13 protein-coding genes are annotated in these 16655 nt (G+C 66.1%); 5 read left to right on the top strand and 8 right to left on the bottom strand.

The window, feature by feature from the left end; translation table 11 throughout:
• Nucleotides 1–8: 8 nt before the first annotated feature.
• The gene (locus E3N94_RS10835) at nucleotides 9–1430 is read right to left on the bottom strand and encodes a dipeptidase (RefSeq protein ID WP_134419340.1); all 1422 of its coding nucleotides are present in this window, start codon (nucleotides 1428–1430) and stop codon (nucleotides 9–11) included.
• A gap of 73 nt (nucleotides 1431–1503) precedes the next feature.
• On the opposite strand from E3N94_RS10835, the gene E3N94_RS10830 reads away from it, so the two are divergent.
• Complete coding sequence (locus E3N94_RS10830; RefSeq protein ID WP_104102013.1) at nucleotides 1504–2064, top strand: DUF3043 domain-containing protein; 561 nt, start codon at nucleotides 1504–1506, stop codon at nucleotides 2062–2064.
• A 20-nt stretch (nucleotides 2065–2084) separates the two neighbouring features.
• On the opposite strand, the gene E3N94_RS10825 is transcribed toward E3N94_RS10830, so the two are convergent.
• Entirely contained in the window at nucleotides 2085–3230 is a 1146-nt protein-coding gene (locus E3N94_RS10825) for an alkaline phosphatase family protein (RefSeq protein ID WP_198416282.1), read from the bottom strand.
• Between the two features lie 91 nt (nucleotides 3231–3321).
• Here E3N94_RS10825 and E3N94_RS10820 point away from each other — a divergent pair, with 91 nt between their 5' ends.
• Both E3N94_RS10820 and E3N94_RS10815 read left to right on the top strand, forming a co-directional pair.
• Nucleotides 3322–5805, top strand: coding sequence for a DNA topoisomerase (ATP-hydrolyzing) (locus E3N94_RS10820; RefSeq protein WP_104102007.1), 2484 nt, complete (start codon nucleotides 3322–3324; stop codon nucleotides 5803–5805).
• Nucleotides 5806–5859: 54 nt separating this feature from the next.
• Nucleotides 5860–6558, top strand: a complete 699-nt coding sequence (locus tag E3N94_RS10815) for an SDR family NAD(P)-dependent oxidoreductase (RefSeq protein ID WP_134570220.1) — start codon at nucleotides 5860–5862, stop codon at nucleotides 6556–6558.
• Nucleotides 6559–6576: 18 nt separating this feature from the next.
• On the opposite strand, the gene E3N94_RS10810 is transcribed toward E3N94_RS10815, so the two are convergent.
• The gene (locus E3N94_RS10810; RefSeq protein ID WP_134373798.1) at nucleotides 6577–8658 is read right to left on the bottom strand and encodes a DNA topoisomerase IV subunit B; all 2082 of its coding nucleotides are present in this window, start codon (nucleotides 8656–8658) and stop codon (nucleotides 6577–6579) included.
• A gap of 173 nt (nucleotides 8659–8831) precedes the next feature.
• On the opposite strand from E3N94_RS10810, the gene E3N94_RS10805 reads away from it, so the two are divergent.
• Nucleotides 8832–9068, top strand: a complete 237-nt coding sequence (locus tag E3N94_RS10805) for a hypothetical protein (RefSeq protein ID WP_104101999.1) — start codon at nucleotides 8832–8834, stop codon at nucleotides 9066–9068.
• 55 nt (nucleotides 9069–9123) lie between these two features.
• On the opposite strand, the gene E3N94_RS10800 is transcribed toward E3N94_RS10805, so the two are convergent.
• From E3N94_RS10800 to E3N94_RS10780, 5 genes are all read right to left on the bottom strand, one after another.
• The gene (locus E3N94_RS10800) at nucleotides 9124–9852 is read right to left on the bottom strand and encodes a cobyric acid synthase (protein ID WP_134419338.1); all 729 of its coding nucleotides are present in this window, start codon (nucleotides 9850–9852) and stop codon (nucleotides 9124–9126) included.
• On the bottom strand, nucleotides 9849–11072 hold the full coding sequence (locus E3N94_RS10795) for a MurT ligase domain-containing protein (RefSeq protein WP_134570219.1): 1224 nt from the start codon (nucleotides 11070–11072) through the stop codon (nucleotides 9849–9851). Before E3N94_RS10795 ends, E3N94_RS10800 begins: the two co-directional genes overlap by 4 nt.
• A 53-nt stretch (nucleotides 11073–11125) precedes the next feature.
• Nucleotides 11126–12433: an RNA polymerase sigma factor gene (locus E3N94_RS10790; protein ID WP_134570218.1), complete on the bottom strand. Its 1308-nt coding sequence runs from the start codon at nucleotides 12431–12433 to the stop codon at nucleotides 11126–11128.
• A 231-nt stretch (nucleotides 12434–12664) separates the two neighbouring features.
• On the bottom strand, nucleotides 12665–13999 hold the full coding sequence (locus E3N94_RS10785) for an MFS transporter (protein WP_104101987.1): 1335 nt from the start codon (nucleotides 13997–13999) through the stop codon (nucleotides 12665–12667).
• Between the two features lie 54 nt (nucleotides 14000–14053).
• Nucleotides 14054–14977 carry a PAC2 family protein gene (locus E3N94_RS10780; protein WP_134570217.1) on the bottom strand — a complete coding sequence of 308 codons (924 nt, stop codon included), beginning with the start codon at nucleotides 14975–14977 and terminating at the stop codon, nucleotides 14054–14056.
• 96 nt (nucleotides 14978–15073) lie between these two features.
• Between E3N94_RS10780 and E3N94_RS10775 the strand changes: the two genes are divergently transcribed.
• Entirely contained in the window at nucleotides 15074–16561 is a 1488-nt protein-coding gene (locus E3N94_RS10775; RefSeq protein ID WP_134419335.1) for a leucyl aminopeptidase, read from the top strand.
• Nucleotides 16562–16655: the final 94 nt, after the last annotated feature.

Genomic DNA, 16655 nt, shown 5'->3' with positions numbered 1-16655 from the left:
CGGTCGGGTCAGCTCCCGGTGCGCTGATTCAGACGGCCGAGTAGGAAGGCCTCACTGAGGATGGCCCGCTTGAACACTCCGAGATGCAGAGATTCGTTGGGGCTGTGCGCCCTGGAATCCGGGTCCTCGACCCCGGTGACCAAGATCTGAGCATCCGGAAACACCCGCACCAGGTCGGCGATGAAGGGGATGGACCCGCCGACGCCGATGTCCACCGGGCTTTCGCCCCAGGCTTCGGCCATGGCGCTCCGCGTCTCAGCGACGGCCCAGCCGCCCGTGTCGACCAGGAAGGCCTCCCCCGTGTCGACGTCATCGATGTCGATTCGGGCGCCGAATGGAGCCTTGGCGTGCAGATGCGCCTCGAGCGCACGGAACGCTTCGTCCGCCGACTGACCGGGAGCGATCCGGGTGCTTAGGCGAACGGTGACGGCCGGGGTGAGCGTGTTCGACGCGTTGGCCACGGACGGCGCGTCGATCCCGGTGATTGTGATGGCCGGCTGGGACCAGATCCGGCTGAGCACCGAGCCGTGACCGATCGGGCCGACGCCGTCGGTGAGCCCGGTTTCCAGGCGGAGCTGCTCCACCGAGTAGTCCGGAGTCGGAACATCGATGCTCGTCAGCCCGCGGACCGCGACGGCGCCGTCGTCGGCGTACAGGCTGTCGAGCAGACGAACGACGGCCATCATTGCGTCGGGAACCGCTCCCCCGAACATGCCCGAGTGCGACGCGTGGTCAAGGGTGCGTACCGTCAGTCGGAACGTGACATTGCCGCGCAGCGCCGTGGTCAGTGCGGGGGTGTTGATGTCCCAGTTGTTCGAATCTGCGACGACGATGGCATCCGCGCGCAGGGACTCCCGGTTCTCCTCCAGGAAGGTGGTGAAGGACCGGCTGCCGAACTCTTCCTCGCCTTCGATGAAGAGCGCCAGGCCGAGGTCGAAATCGGGTCCTTCTGCTTCCACGAGAGCTCGGATCGACGCGATGTGGGCCATGACTCCCGCCTTGTCGTCCGCCGCACCGCGTCCGTAGAGGCGGTCGCCACGCACGGTCGGTTCGAACGGGTTGGAGTCCCAGTCCGCATCCTGGCCGGGGGGTTGCACATCGTGGTGCGCATAGAGCAGAACCGTCGGGCGCCCGTTGCGTGCCGCGCGCGTGGCCAAAACGGCCGGATGGCCGAGTTCGGCACCGCCCGGGATCCCGGCTCGCTTGATCTCGACCGATTCGAACACCCCGAGGTCGCGGACCAGGACCGCGACGGCATCCGCGCTGGTGGCCACCTGAAGTGCGTCGAAGGCATCCCAGGAGACGGAGGGAATCCGCACCAGGGAGCACAGGTCGGCAATGGTCGTGGGAAGGCCGCGTTCGACTGCCGCACGAAGAGCCGGGGCGGCCGGTGAGATTGCCGGGGGCGCTGTTTCTTGAATATCGGTCATCAGGTAATCTTAAGGCAACCAATTGCAAGGAACTGATGTGGCTAAGCCTGTGAACCCAGACGCACAACCATCCATGGAGACCCCGGACGAGACCAGGTCTCGCCTCGCGGCCACCCACCCTGTCGGCAAAGGGCAGGCGACGCCCAGCCGCAAGCAGCAAGAGGCTCTGAATCGGCGCCCGCTTGTTCCAGATGACCGCAAGCTCGCGGCCAAGCAGGCCAGAGGCAAGGCCGCCGAGGCTCGCGAGCGCGCCCGGGTGGGTATGGCTGCCGGAGATGAGAAGTTCCTCCCCGTGCGCGACCGCGGTGTGCAGAAGCGCTTCGTGCGCGACTTTGTCGACGCCCGCTTCAACGTGGGCGAATTCATGATTCCGGTGATGTTTCTGGTCATCCTGCTCAGCGTATTCCCCGACGCGGCCGTGCAGACGTACGGAATCCTGGGCCTGTGGGCCTTCGTCATCGTCGCCGTTGTCGACTCCGTCATCCTGGGCTTTATCGTCACGCGCAAGCTCAATGCCAAGTTCGGCGCTGAGAAAGCCGAGCGTGTGCGCTGGTACGCAGCGATGCGTGCACTGCAACTGCGTGTGCTTCGCCTGCCGAAACCACAGGTCAAGCGCGGCCGCTACCCCGCCTGACGCCGGAACTTCTCACGCGCTCAGGCGGAGAAGGTCCCCGACCTGATCAAGGGCACGCGGAGTTCCTCGTCCGTCAGCGATCCGTGCTGACCGACCATCGAACGTGCGGACTGATTCGGCTCGCGGGAGTCGTAGTAGGCGATGAGCTTGCGCGCGGCCACGATCACGTCGCCGATGCGAGGCAAAACCTCGGGTGCAACATCGCCGAACAGCCCGGACTCGACTGCTTCCGCGCGGCTGAAGACCCAGGCGCGGTGGCCTTCAATACCGCGCCACGTATCGGCGAGGGCCGCGCCTGAGTCGGAACCGAGTTCGGGTTCGAGGTAGAGGTGCAGGCACCGGGGATCCCCGCCGATGTGGCGGACGCCGCCGATGAGTTCGGGGACCGTGTCGAAGAGCACGTGTCTGGTCATCGGGACGTCGATGATTCCGTGGTCGGCCGTGACCAGGAGACCCTCATCGGCTTTCAGTGCGGCTGCGAAGCGGGCGGCCGCGCCGTCGAGGTTCTCCAGCGCGGCCAACCACCGTTCGGACTCCCAGCCGTGCGCGTGGGCGGCCACATCCAGCTCGGGGACGTAGACGTAGACGAGGGCACGCGGCTCGGTGTCCAGAAGGTGTCGCGCGGCGGCAAACCTGTCGGACACGCTCTCCGCGGGTACGTAGTGCGCGCCGCGAAGCGCCGCCTGGGTGAAGCCGGATGTGGTGTACCGGCGGGGTCCGATGGCGAAACCGCGGATGCCGGCATCCGCGGCCCGTTCGAAGACGGTGCGCGCACGCTGCCAGGTCTCCGGTCGCATGTCGTCGTCCCAGCCGGTCAGCTGGTTCACCACACGGTCCCGGTCGGCGTCTCGGACCCGGTAGCCGACGAGTCCGTGCTGCCCGGGTGCGACACCCGTGGTAAGGGTCGTGATGCCTGCAGCCGTGGTGGATGGGAAGACGCCGTCGACCACGCTGGACTTGGTCAGTAGCGAGTTCAGGAATCGGGCGTGCCCAGGACGGGCTCGGAGGGAACTGACGCCGAGGCCGTCCGCCAGAAGGACGACCGCCTTGTTCGTCTGGCCGAGGTCCAGAATGTTGGAAAGGCCCTCGATCGATGACAGGGAACTTGTGAGAACGTCGGCAAGGCGCAGGGTGCCGAATTGGCGGGCCGGTAGCATGGGGGGCATCGTGCCAAGTCTGACATAGACAGGGCCGGATCGATCCAGCGCCTACCCGACAGCGCGCGTCCCTCAACGCACGCCTCACCAGAATTCACGAATGAGCCGTTCAGACAGCACCACGCCCGCCACGTTCACCGAGCGCATCGAAGACGTCGATGTCTCCACCGAGATGCAGGGCTCGTTCCTCGAATACGCCTACTCGGTCATCTACTCCCGGGCGCTCCCGGACGCCCGGGACGGGCTCAAGCCAGTGCAACGGCGCATCCTGTATCAGATGAGCGAGATGGGGCTCCGCCCCGATCGCGGCCACGTCAAGTCGGCGCGGGTCGTCGGCGAGGTCATGGGAAAGCTGCATCCGCATGGCGACACCGCGATCTATGACGCTCTCGTGCGCATGGCGCAGGCGTTCACGCTCCGGGTCCCTTTGATCGACGGCCACGGCAACTTTGGCTCGCTCGATGACGGGCCGGCCGCCCCGCGGTACACCGAGGCCAGGCTGGCCGCGCCGGCCCTGGCCATGACGGAAAACCTCGACGAAGACGTCGTCGACTTCGTACCCAACTACGACAACCAGCTCACCCAGCCGGACGTTCTCCCGGCCGCCTACCCCAACCTGCTCGTCAACGGCGCGAGCGGTATCGCCGTCGGCATGGCCACCAACATGGCTCCGCACAACCTGATCGAGGTCGTCGGCGCGGCGCGGCATCTGCTCGCCCACCCAGACGCGACCCTCGAGGACCTGATGGAGTTCGTCCCGGGGCCTGACCTGCCCACCGGCGGCACGATCGTCGGGCTGACGGGAATCATGGATGCCTACGCCACCGGGCGCGGCAGTTTCAAGACCCGGGCGCGGGTATCCGTCGAAGCCATCACCGCCCGCAAGGCCGGTCTCGTGGTCACCGAACTTCCCTATCTGGTCGGGCCCGAGCGGGTCATCGAGAAGATCAAGGACGGGGTCAATTCCAAGAAGCTCAGTGGCATCTCCGATGTCACCGATCTGACGGACCGCACCAAGGGACTCCGTCTCGTCATCGGGATCAAGACCGGTTTCAGCCCGGAGGCCGTGCTCGAGCAGTTGTACCGGGTGACCCCGCTCGAGGACTCCTTCAACATCAACGCGGTGGCCCTCGTCGACGGCGGCCCGCAGACACTGGGTCTGCGGGAACTCCTGCTCGTCTACATCGGACACCGAATCGAGGTCGTGACCCGGCGCTCGGCCTACCGACTGGCCCGACGAACGGAGCGTCTGCATCTCGTCGAAGGCCTACTGGTGGCAATCCTGGACATCGACGAGGTGATCCAGGTCATCCGCGCCAGCGACGACAGCGAGCAGGCGCGCGCCAAGCTGATCGACGTTTTCGACCTGAGCCAGATTCAAGCCGAGTACATTCTCGAGCTCCGCCTGCGGCGCCTGACCCGCTTCTCACGCATCGAACTCGAAACCGAGCGGGATCAGCTGCTGGCGGAGATCGCGGCGCTGAAGAAGCTTCTCGGCAGCAGGGCCTCCATCCGCACCCTGGTGTCCGACGAACTGGCCTCGGTGGCCGAGCGTTTCGGCACGCCGCGGCGAACCCTGTTGACCGAGGCCAAGGCGAATGTCGCCGGCGCCAACAGCGCCGCCGCCAAGCGGAAGGCCGCCATCCTCGAGGTGACGGACACCCCGACCCGGGTCTACCTCAGCGTGACGGGCAAGATCGCCCGGGTGGAGATTCCGGCCGGCACCACTGTCCAGCCGGAGCGGATCACGCCGGCTCAGAGGCGCAGCAAGCATGATGCCGTCCTGTCCGTTCTGGACACGACCAGTCGCACGGAGATCGGAGCGGTCACCAACCTGGGACGGCTCATCCGCTTCTCCCCCGTCGACCTCCCCTTGCTGCCGCCGACCTCGGTCCAGCTCGGGGCCGGCGTACGCGTGCGCGACTACCTGGCCCTGCCCAACACGGCGGAGAAGATCGTCGCGCTCGTCGCGCTCGATTCCAAGCATTCGATCGTTCTCGGGACCAGACAGGGCATCGTGAAGCGCGTCACCCCCGGCGACTGGGCAAACAAACCCGATTTCGAGATCATCGCGCTGAAGCTCAATGACATGGTGGTCGGCGCGGCGCAGGGTGCGGAAGACGACGAACTCGTCTTCATCGCCTCCGACTCACAGCTGTTGCGTTTTCCTGCCGGGTCGGTGCGCCCGCAGGGGCGCACCGCCGGCGGTATGGCGGGCATCAAACTGGCCGCGGACGCGCACGTGGTGTATTTCACCAGCGTGGAAACGCACGGCGCTGCGGCGCTCGTGGTTGCGACCGTCGCGACCGGCAGCCACACCCTGCCCGGAACAGACCCGGGCAGCGCCAAAGTGTCCGACTTCTCCGAGTACCCGGCGAAAGGCCGGGGAACGGGTGGGGTGCGCTCCCAGCGGTTCCTGAAAGGCGAGGACACCGTCTCCGTCGCGTGGGTGGGGCCTCTGCCGGCCCGGGCGGTCGCGTCGGACGGCACACCCCGCATGCTTCCTGAATCAGGGTCGCGACGTGATGCGTCCGGGGCCATGCTCGACTCCGTGATCGGCGCCATCGGCGCCCGGATCGGCTGACGCCCGAGCGCGATCTCCAGCCATGTGCGGAGGGTGGTGCGTTATGGTGGCCAGATGACACACCTCGACGATTCCGCCATTCTCGTCCTCGGCGCCCCGGGGGGTCTGGGAAGTGAAATTGCCCGACTTCTGGCTGCCGGCGGCGCCCGACTCGTCCTGAGCGGGCGCAACCAGGCGAAACTTGAGGCGCTCTCGATTCCCGGAACCCCGCTCGCCGCCGACCTCACCGATCCGGACGCAATCACGACTCTCGTCGCCGACGCGATCAGCGTGAACGGACGGCTCGACGGCATCGTCAACGCGTCGGGGGTCGTTGCCTTCGGACCGGCGATCGAGGTGAGCGATGAGACGCTCGCCGAGCTGTTCGCCGTGAACACGCTGGCACCGATCCGCCTGCTCCGTGCGGCTCGGGCCGCGCTGAGCGAATCCGCAGAGCAGGGGCGAGAGCCCTTTATCGTCACCCTCAGCGGCGTCGTCAGCGAGAGCCCCACTGCCAACCTCGCCGCATACTCGGCGTCCAAGGCCGCCCTCGCTGCCTTCGGCCAGGCCGCCGGCCGGGAACTGAGGCGTAGCGGCATCCGCATTCTGGACGCGCGGCCCGGTCACACCGAGACCGAACTCTCCACTCACCCGATCTCCGGAATCGCCCCCCGCCTGCCGGCCGGCTACCCTCCGGTCGTCGTCGCCCAACGCGTCGTCGACGCCATCATCAACGGCGAACGCGACTTGGCGAGCACATCGTTCCACTCGTAGCCCCCCCCGGTCGGGGCGTCACACGTCGATACGGTCGCGACTCAGTTTGTCCGAGCTCTCGATGATGAATTCCTTGCGCGGCGCGACGTCGTTGCCCATCAGAAGCTCGAAGACGTTTCCGGCCATCTCCGCGTCGGCGACCCGCACGCGGCGCAGCGTGCGATGCGCCCGCTCCATCGTCGTCGTCGCGAGCTGGTCGGCATCCATTTCGCCGAGGCCCTTGTAGCGCTGGATCGGATCCTGGTAGCGCTTGCCGCTTTTCTTGAGTCCGGCGAGCACGGCCTGAAGCTCCACCTCCGAATATGTGTAGATGGTCTCGTTCGGCTTCGTGCCCGGGTTCATCACCACGACCCGGTGGAGCGGCGGTACGGCCGCGAAAACGCGTCCCTCCGTGATCATCGGGCGCATGTAGCGGAAGAACAGAGTGAGCAGCAGCGTGCGGATGTGCGCGCCGTCGACATCCGCGTCGCTCATGATGATGACCTTGCCGTAGCGCGCGGCTGACAGGTCGAAACTTCGTCCGGACCCGGCGCCGATCACCTGGATGATCGACGCGCACTCGACGTTCGACAGCATGTCGGCAACGGATGCCTTTTGCACGTTCAGGATCTTGCCGCGAATGGGGAGGAGTGCCTGGTGCTCGCTGTCCCGGGCGAGCTTGGCCGTGCCCAGGGCGGAATCTCCTTCGACGATGAAGAGCTCGCTCGTCGAGACATCATTGCTGCGGCAGTCGACCAGTTTCGCGGGCAGGGACGAGCTCTCCAGCGCGTTCTTCCGGCGCTGGGTTTCCTTGTGGGCGCGAGCCGAGATTCGCGATTTCATCTCGGCCACGATCTTGTCCAGCACCACCGCGGCCTGCGTTTTGTCGTCGCGCTTCGTGGACACGAAACGCTCGTTCATGGCTTGGGCGACTACGTTGGCCACGATGGCGCGAACCGCGGGGGTGCCGAGCACCTCCTTGGTCTGCCCCTCGAATTGAGGCTCGGGAAGCCGCACGGTGAGCACTGCTGTGAGGCCGGCCATCACGTCGTCCTTCTCCAGCTTGTCCGACCCCATTTTGAGCCGTCGAGCGTTCAGCTCGACCTGCGCACGCAAGAACTTGAGCAGGCCCGCGTCGAACCCGGCCTGGTGCGTTCCGCCCTTCGGGGTGGCGATGATGTTCACGAAGCTGCGGACGACCGTATCGTAACCTGTCCCCCAACGGAGGGCGATATCCACGGCACAGTCCCGGACCAGCTCGGTAGGCACCATGGCACCCGTCGGGGTCAGCACCGGGACAGTCTCCCGGAAGGTCCCGTTTCCGGTCAGTCGCCAAGTGTCGGTGATCGGGCTGTCGGTGGCGAGGTGATCGACGAACTCCGAGATCCCGCCCTCGAACATGAAGGACTCGAGCACGTGCACGTCTGTGCGCTCGTCTACGATCTCGATCCCCAGGCCCGGGACGAGAAAGGCCGTCTGACGCGCTCGCTCGAGCAATTCCTCGGTCTGAAACGACGCACCCTTCGTGAAGATCTGACGGTCGGCCCAGTAGCGCACCCGCGTCCCGGTCACACCGCGCTTGACCTTGCCGATGACGCGTAGTTCGCTCTGCTTCTCAAAGGGCGTGAACGGCGCGTCGGGGCTCTTCTTCCCCGAGTCCGCGAAAATCCCGGGTTCGCCGCGGTGGAACGACATGGCCCAGGTCTTGCCGTCACGGTCGACCTCGACATCGAGGCGCTCGGACAGGGCATTGACGACGGATGCGCCCACGCCGTGGAGGCCACCGGACGCGGCATACGATCCGCTGCCGAATTTGCCGCCGGCATGCAGTTTGGTGAAGACGACCTCGACGCCGGTCAGTCCCGTCTTCGGCTCGATGTCAACCGGAACGCCCCGAGCCGTGTCGCGCACCTCCACGCTCTCGTCAGCATGGAGCACGATGTCGATGCTGGTGCCGAAGCCGCCCAGTGCCTCGTCGACCGAATTGTCGATGATCTCCCAGAGACAGTGCATGAGGCCGCGCGAGTCGGTGGACCCGATGTACATGCCCGGGCGTTTGCGAACCGCTTCCAGTCCTTCGAGGACTGACAGGTGGCGGGCAGAATAATCAGAAGAACTCACAACGATCTAGAATACCGAACCAACGCCCTCCCCCCGGTCATCAACACCCGATTGAAGTGCGCTACGCGGTGAGCGAAATAACGGGCAACCGACTCGATAACCTTGCCAGACCGTGTTTCCATTAGGTACAGGTTAAATTGGTATCAGTTGGTATCAGTCTGGAGGAGGAAACCATGTCCCAGATCGCAGCCGCAAATGGTGCCGTCAACAACGAGAAGGCTCCCCACCAGCTCACCGCGGCAGACCGCTGTGATGCATGTGGAGCCCAGGCCTACATTCGTGTGGTGGTGAACAACAGCGAACTGCTGTTCTGCGCGCACCACGGCCGTAAGCACCAGGAGAAGCTCGCCGCCATCGCGGAGAGCTGGCACGACGAGTCGAGCCGCCTCCTCGAGGACCAGCGCTCCTAGCGGTATCGGTCGGCCTCAGGCAGCTCTAGCGGTCCTGCGACCGGCCGATGGGCTTCTATTCCATGGGGAGTCCGAGCCGCACCGCAATCTGATTGCGTGCGGCTCGTGCCATGTCGTCGGCAGCCAGTGAATCGTCACCGGGCAAATACTCGTGACCGATACGAGCGAAGGCCGCACGCAGCAGGTGGTCGGCCAGTCCGGGGTTTTTGGCGAGAACGGGACCGTGAAGATGGGTCCCGACGACGCTACCCATGACCAGTCCCTCCGCACCCGCGCCATTGCCCGATCCGGAGAGCACCTGGCCGAGCGGCGCCGCCTCGCCACCGTCATAGCTGCGCCGATGATTTTCGAAACCGATCAGACGTCCGAACCGGGAGGCGACCACGATGTCATCCGTGGCCCGTGCCGACATCGGGACGGCGCGACCGGCCACGATGCCCAGCCCCTCGACAACGGATCCGTCGGCGAGTTCGATTCCCCAGCTCAGAAGTTCCCAGCCGGTTCCGACCAGGAGGATGGGGACACCCGCGGTGGCCCAGGTGCGTAGCTCCGTGGTCATCGTCCCGAGGATGTCCCTGGCGCGCACCATGTCGGAGTCGGAGCCCGATCCGACGACGACGGCATCGACTTGGTCCGGCAGATCGGCCGCGGAGCGCACCTCCACGACCGTGGCGTCGGCACCGGCCCATCGGGCCCGCTGGGCGAGAACGCGGGCGTTGGCGGCATCGCCGTTGGTGCCCAGGAGTTCGGGAAGCAGCGACACGATCGAGAGCGGACGGGTCATTCCTGCTCCTCCTTGTTGGTGACGAGCCCCAGATGCGTCCTGGTGCGTCGCATGGAGTCTGCGGAGAAGATGATCGTCTTCAAACCCGCCAGCGGTTCGGGCAGGGCCAGGAAATCGTCCAGGGCCAGGCCCAGGTTCGGCTCGATGCGGTCGACGATGACGTCGTCGTATACCAGCTGAAGGGCAATATCGTGCGCCTTCGAACCGGATGCAATACGGACCCGGCCCAGACCCGAGGTGTTGACGGGCCAAAAGTAGGACGGGTCGCGCACGTCTGACCCGATTGCGATGAGGATCTGCTCGGTCTTCGGCTCGAGGCTGTCGACGTTCAGCTGAAAACTGGCCGGGTTCTGCACCAGTACGAATTCCACCTGCTGGCCTCGAACCGTGACGATCTCACCACGGCCGAAGACCGGTGGGATGGCCGAGATGGCGTTGATGGCCAGCACCGGATCGAAGCGGTCGCCGAGCGCGGCCTGCGCCGTGCACAGCGCGGTCAGGGCGTCGACGGCATAGTGCGTTCCGCGGGCGGGCAACCCGAGCGGGTAATCCACACCCGCAATGCTTACGGTGGCGCGGCGGCCCTGCACCGAGGTGAGGAGCATCCCCTCCCCCGCGTCCAGCCTGGTGGCGGTGGTCGCACTGTAGCCTAAGCCCCGCGGATTGTCGGCGAGAACGTCGGCGGACACGCCGTAGCGCGCGACTGCCGAGGAAACGGGCAGGCGTGCGGCGAGGTCGGTCAAATACTGGTCGTCCGCGTTGACCACGACGGTTCCGGTGGCTCTGGCGGCGATCTTGGCGAGCATGGCCGCGACCATGTTCGAGTCATGAAATCGGTCGATCTGGTCGACCATGACGTTCGTCAGCGCAACGACGCGCGGCGTCAACGTACCAGAGATCAGGGCTCCGTGGCCCTCATCCATCTCCAACACGGCGATGTCGCCCGCGATATGACCGCTCAGGCTGGCCTGCTCGAGCAGCGCGGAGGTAAGACCCTGGCTGATGTTGGCCGTGGACTGGTTGGTGAAGACAACGGTACCGTGAGCGCGGAGCGCTGCGACCAGCATCTTGGTCGTCGTTGATTTGCCGCTGGACCCGGTGACGATGACCAGGCCGCCCGGAAAGCTGTTCAGGCTGCGCGGAAGGAATCCGGGTGCGATCCTGTTGACCACGAGACCCGGGATCGCGGATCCGCCGCCCGGCTTCCGCCACCGGGCCAATTTCCGTACGATGCGTCCCAGAAGAATCGCCGGTGCATAGCGCAAAACGAGCTCTACTCGAGGTAATCGCGTAGGGACTGCGACCGTGAGGGGTGACGCAGTTTGGCCATGGTCTTCGACTCGATCTGACGGATGCGCTCACGCGTCACGCCGAACGTGTCGCCGATCTGGTCGAGGGTCTTCGGCATGCCGTCCCCGAGGCCGAAGCGCATGCGGATGACGCCGGCTTCTCGTTCGGAGAGCGAGTCGAGCAGGCTTTCCAGCTGCTTCTGCAACATCGTGAACCCGACGGCGTCCGCAGGCACAACGGCTTCCGTGTCCTCGATCAGGTCGCCGAACTCGCTGTCGCCGTCCTCACCGAGCGGAGTGTGCAGGGAGATGGGTTCGCGGCCGTACTTCTGGACTTCGACGACCTTCTCCGGGGTCATATCCAGTTCGCGGCTCAGCTCTTCCGGGGTGGGCTCCCGGCCGAGGTCCTGAAGCATCTGGCGCTGGACGCGGGCGAGTTTGTTGATGACCTCGACCATGTGCACTGGAATACGGATCGTGCGGGCCTGGTCGGCCATCGCACGCGTGATCGCCTGACGGATCCACCAGGTCGCGTAGGTGGAGAACTTGAAGCCCTTGGTGTAGTCGAATTTTTCGACGGCACGGATGAGGCCCAGGTTGCCCTCCTGGATCAGGTCGAGGAATTGCATGCCGCGGCCCGTGTAGCGCTTGGCGAGCGAGACGACCAGGCGAAGGTTTGCCCCCAGGAGGTGGCTTTTGGCGCGGGCGCCGTCTTTGGCGACCCACATGAGCTCGCGTCCGAGGGCGCTCTTCTTCTCGGCGTCGCTCATCTGGGACATCTTGTCTTCGGCGAAGAGCCCGGCTTCGATTCGCATCGCGAGCTCGACCTCTTCGGCGGCGTTCAGCAGGGCGACCTTGCCGATCTGCTTCAGGTAGTCCTTGACAGGGTCGGCCGTCGCGCCCGTGATTGCACTGGAGTAAACCGGCACCTCGTCGTCGTCGTCGACCAGTGACAGTACCAGGGCGCCGCTCGGGAGCGCCTCGGTGGATGCTGCGCGCTTCTTTTTGGCCTCGTCGGAGTCGTCGTCGGCATCCGCGTCATCTCCGCGGGCGGCCTCATCGTGTTCGTCAGATGCCGGCTTGGCCTTCGCCTTCGTGCTGGCGGCGCGCTTGCGCGGCGCGGGCTTCTCTTCACCGCTTACTGCGGCCGCTGCCGCAGTAGCGGCCTTGGCCAGAGCGGCCTTGGTCGGCTTCTTCGCGGCGGCCTTGGCTGCCGGCGCAACTGCGTCTGAAACCTCAGTGGTGCTCACGGTGAGTTCTTCGGTCTGCTCGATTTTTTTGCGGGTTGCCATTCGAACACCTCTCATGCCGTGGCGCGGGGGCCTGCGGCGCTGCCAAGCGGGTCCCGACCGGGTGGGTCTAGCGGGAGAGGAGCCTGGGCAGTTTGGATTTTGGGCAGTACTAGGACCCATGTCAAGTCCCGGGCTATTCACACCGACACTGCTGTCGTTGCTCCCAGGACCAGAACGGGCCCTATTGACAATTATTGCATGCTTTGTGTAGGAGACAAGCCAGGCGCGCAGCTATTCAGGCTGCTGCCTCCGGCGCCATGCCCGCGCCACGGCGACCCAGAGCGGCGCGACTTCCACTCCCTCGTCGCGGGACAGCTGGCTGCGGGTGCGGGCCCGGGCGTGCAGCAGGAAAATCACGCCGAGTCCCACAACCAGGAACTGCACAGAAAACGCAACCCGAAAGGAGTCGAGCGAATACAGATCGCTCACCTCCCCCCTGGCGGTGCGCCAGCCGTCCTGCAGGTCAAGCAGTAGCCCGATGAGGTAGACCATCACGAAACTGGCGGTGAAGCCGCCCACGTTCACGACGCCGTTCGCCGAGCCGTGGCTGCGCTGGGGGTTGAAGGTGCGCGCGAAATCGAAGCCGATCAGTGAGCCGGGTCCCCCGATGCCAAGTGCGACGAGCAGCACCAGCATCAACCAGAACGGCGGCTGCTCCGGCCACAGCAGCACCGCGGCCCAGGCCGCGCCCATCAGCGCGACGACGCCGAGCACGATGGTGCTGCGGCGCAGCGGAAAGCGCGCCGTCAGGATCCCCAGGATCGGCCCGCACACCATGCCGGCACCCACCAGGACCATCAGCATCGCCGCGGCGAGGGACGGGTCGTAGCCAAGTCCGTACACCATGAAAGGGAATCCCCAGAGCAGGGTGAAGACGGTTCCGGAGGACTGTGTGACGTAGTGCGACCAGAAGCCGAGCTGGGTTCCAGGCCGCTTGAAACTGTGTGTGAGCTGCAGTAGCGCGCCACGCCAGCTGGTGGTCCGGTTCTGCATGGATGCGCGCTCCGGCTGGTCCGTCACCACGACGATGACCACGATCAGGGCCAACACGGCAACCGAGGCGGCGGAGAGGAACGTCGGCGTCCACCCCCAGGTGTGCAGCACCCACGCCAGCGGTAGGGCGGACAGCACCTGGCCGAGCTGACCGATGTTGCCCAGCCACTGCGAGAGCTGAGGAACGATGCGTCCGGAGAACCACGAGGCGATGAGACGAATCATCGAGATGAAGATGGCGGCGTCGCCGGCACCGACGAGGATGCGCCCGAGCACGGCAATCGGGATGTCGGGGGCGAAGGCGAGCGTGGTCTGGCCGACCACCATCAGCCCTGTCCCGGAGGCCACCAGCACGCGAGGCCCGTACCGATCGATCAGGACGCCCACCGGAATCTGTGCCGCCGCATAGACGGCGAGTTGCACGACGGCGAGGCTCGACAGCAGCGCGGCAGACCCGCCGAACCGTTCGGTGGCGGCGACACCGGCGATCCCGAGGGAAGAGCGCTGCAGGACGGCGGAGAGGTACGCGAACGATCCGACGTAAAAGATCAACCAGGATCGGCGCGAGTTCATTGCCCCAAACTTACCCGCGCCGAAGCATCCGGATTCACGGCGACGCGCGGCGGATCAGGCCGGCGAACCGTCGTCTCTGCTGCGCCGGGTGGCGAGGAAGTTCTCCAGTTCGGCGGCGATCTCATCGGCGCTGGGCAATTCGCCGGCCTCGTCGGTCAGTGGGGAGCGCAGCGTGCTGCCCTCCATATAGGCGTCGTAGCGCTCTTCGAGCGTGCCGACGAGCTTGCCCAGCTCGGGGTTGTCCCGCACTTGCTCGTCGATGCGGGCGACGAACTCGCGGTTCTTCTCTCGCACCCGATCGGTGGGGAAGATCAGCCCGGTGGAGGCACTCGTGCTGTCCAGGGCTGCGAGGGCGGCGAGGGGGAATTCCGTGTCGGCCAGATAGTGCGGGATCAGCAGTACGAACCCGACGACGGAGGCGCCAGCCTCCTGCAGCCGGTATTCCACCAGGTGCAGCGCGTTCGCCGGAACCTGGGTGTTCGGACGCCAGACCGACATGCTCTCGACCAGATCGGACCGGTTTCCGCTGACGGTCACGCCGATCGGACGGGTGTGCGGGACCGGCATCGGAATCGCGTGCACCCAGGTTGTGGAGGCCACCTTGAAGCGGCGCTCAAGCTGCAGCACCGCGGCGGTGAACTGTTCCCAGCGGAAATCCGGCTCGAAGCCGGTCAGAAGCAGGAACGGCTGGCCGATCTCGTCCCGGGCCTGGTACACCCCCAGGGCGGGAGGCTGATAGTCGGTGAGGTGGTCCTGGTCGAACTGGATGATCGGCCGCCGCGCCCGGTAGTCGAGCAGCACGTCGGCGTCGAAGGTCGCGACGACGGTGTGGTCAAGGGTTTCCAGAAGGTATTCCGTGAATTGCGAGACGGCGCCACCGGCATCCGCGAAGCCCGTCAGACCCGCCACAAGGTGGAGCCCCTCCGGGACGTTTTGCGCGTCCGCAGTCAGCTCGTAAATGTCGCCAGAATCCCGCATGACATTAACTGTAAGCGCCAAATTCCGGGCGGTGCGGGAATCGACGACCCCGCCGTGATGCCGAGAGCGAACACACCCGGAGCGTACGATCGGGGGATGAACGCACCCCGTCTGACCATATCCGCAGCACCCGCCCTCGAATCGGAGGTGGACGTTCTCATTGTCGGGGCGCTCCAGTCCGGCGACTCCGCCGCCCTGTTCGCTGACGCCGCCTTCGCCGGCCTCGCGGACCAACTCGCCCCCCTGGGTATCACGGGTGGTCGCGATCAGGTGGTGCGACTGCCTGCGTCGATCGGCAACGCCCGCAGCATCGCCGTTGTCGGAATCGGCAAGGAGGTCACGGTCGATGCGCTGCGCCATGCTGCCGGGTCGGCCGTTCGCCAGCTGACCGGCGTGACCTCGGTTGCCTTCGCCTTCCCCATGACCACGGATGCCCAAGCGGAGGCCGTCCTTGAGGGTGCCGCGCTCGGTGCGTACTATTACACCGCGTACCGGCAGAACTCGCTCGCCGCGACCAAGATCCCGGCGCAGGAGATCACGGTGCACACCGCCGCGGAGGCGGCCGGAGCCTCCACCCGCGTCGGAGTCATCGCCGAGGCCGTCAACCTGGTCAAGGACCTGGTCAACATGCCGCCCTCCGACCTCTACCCGGAGGCACTCGCGCGCCTGTCCATGGACGCCGCCGCGGGCCTTCCCGTCGCCGTGCGCGTCTGGGACGAGGCGGAGCTGGCCGCGGATGGTTTCGGCGGGATCGCGGGCGTCGGCCAAGGTTCCAGTCGGCCGCCGCGCCTGGTCAAGGTCAGCTACACGCCGGAGGGCGCGACGCAGCACATTGCCCTGGTCGGCAAGGGCATCACCTTCGACACCGGCGGACTCTCACTGAAGCCGCCGGCATCCATGGTCGGTATGAAATACGACATGACCGGCGCGGCGACCGTGCTGGCCGTGACCCTGGCGGCCGCCCGCCTGGGGCTCAACGTGCGTATCACCGCCTGGCTCTGCATCGCGGAGAACATGCCGTCCGGCTCGGCCATCCGACCCAACGACGTGTTGCGGATCCGCGGAGGCCGCACGGTCGAGGTGCTGAACACGGATGCGGAGGGTCGCCTGGTTCTTGCGGACGGTCTCGTCGCGGCCGGCGAGGAGTGCCCGGATGCGATCGTGGACGTGGCGACGCTGACCGGCGCCGCCCTCGTCGCACTCGGCACCCGCTACTACGCCGCCATGGGTGAGGATGCCCTGGTCGCCCGGGTGCTCACCGCCGGCAAATCGGTGGGTGAGCTGGTGTGGCCGATGCCGCTTCCCGAGGAACTGCGCCCTCTACTCAACTCGGATGTCGCCGACATCGCCAACGCGAAGATCGGCAGCACCCACGGCGGCATGCTGCTCGCCGGAGTATTCCTGCAGGAGTTCATCGGAACCCGCGGCAACGGGGACGGCACCGAGACGATCCCGTGGGCCCACCTGGACATCGCCGGGCCGGCCCACAACACCGGCAGCGGGTGGGGATTCACGAATGCCGGGCCGACCGGAATCTCGGTTCGGACTCTGCTCCGACTGGCCGAGGACTTTTCGCGCCCGTAGTACAGTCGAGTGGGCGAGAAATCTCGCCCACTCTCGCCTGCCCGGATGCGTATCCTCGCTGCGGGCAGACCGGGTTGTGATGTATGAGGGAGTA

The organism is Cryobacterium sp. Sr3 (assembly GCF_004402835.1).
Taxonomy (GTDB): Bacteria; Actinomycetota; Actinomycetes; order Actinomycetales; family Microbacteriaceae; genus Cryobacterium; species Cryobacterium sandaracinum.
The sequence above is the reverse complement of the archived record's forward strand: the minus strand, read 5'-3'. Positions and strand labels throughout refer to the sequence as shown.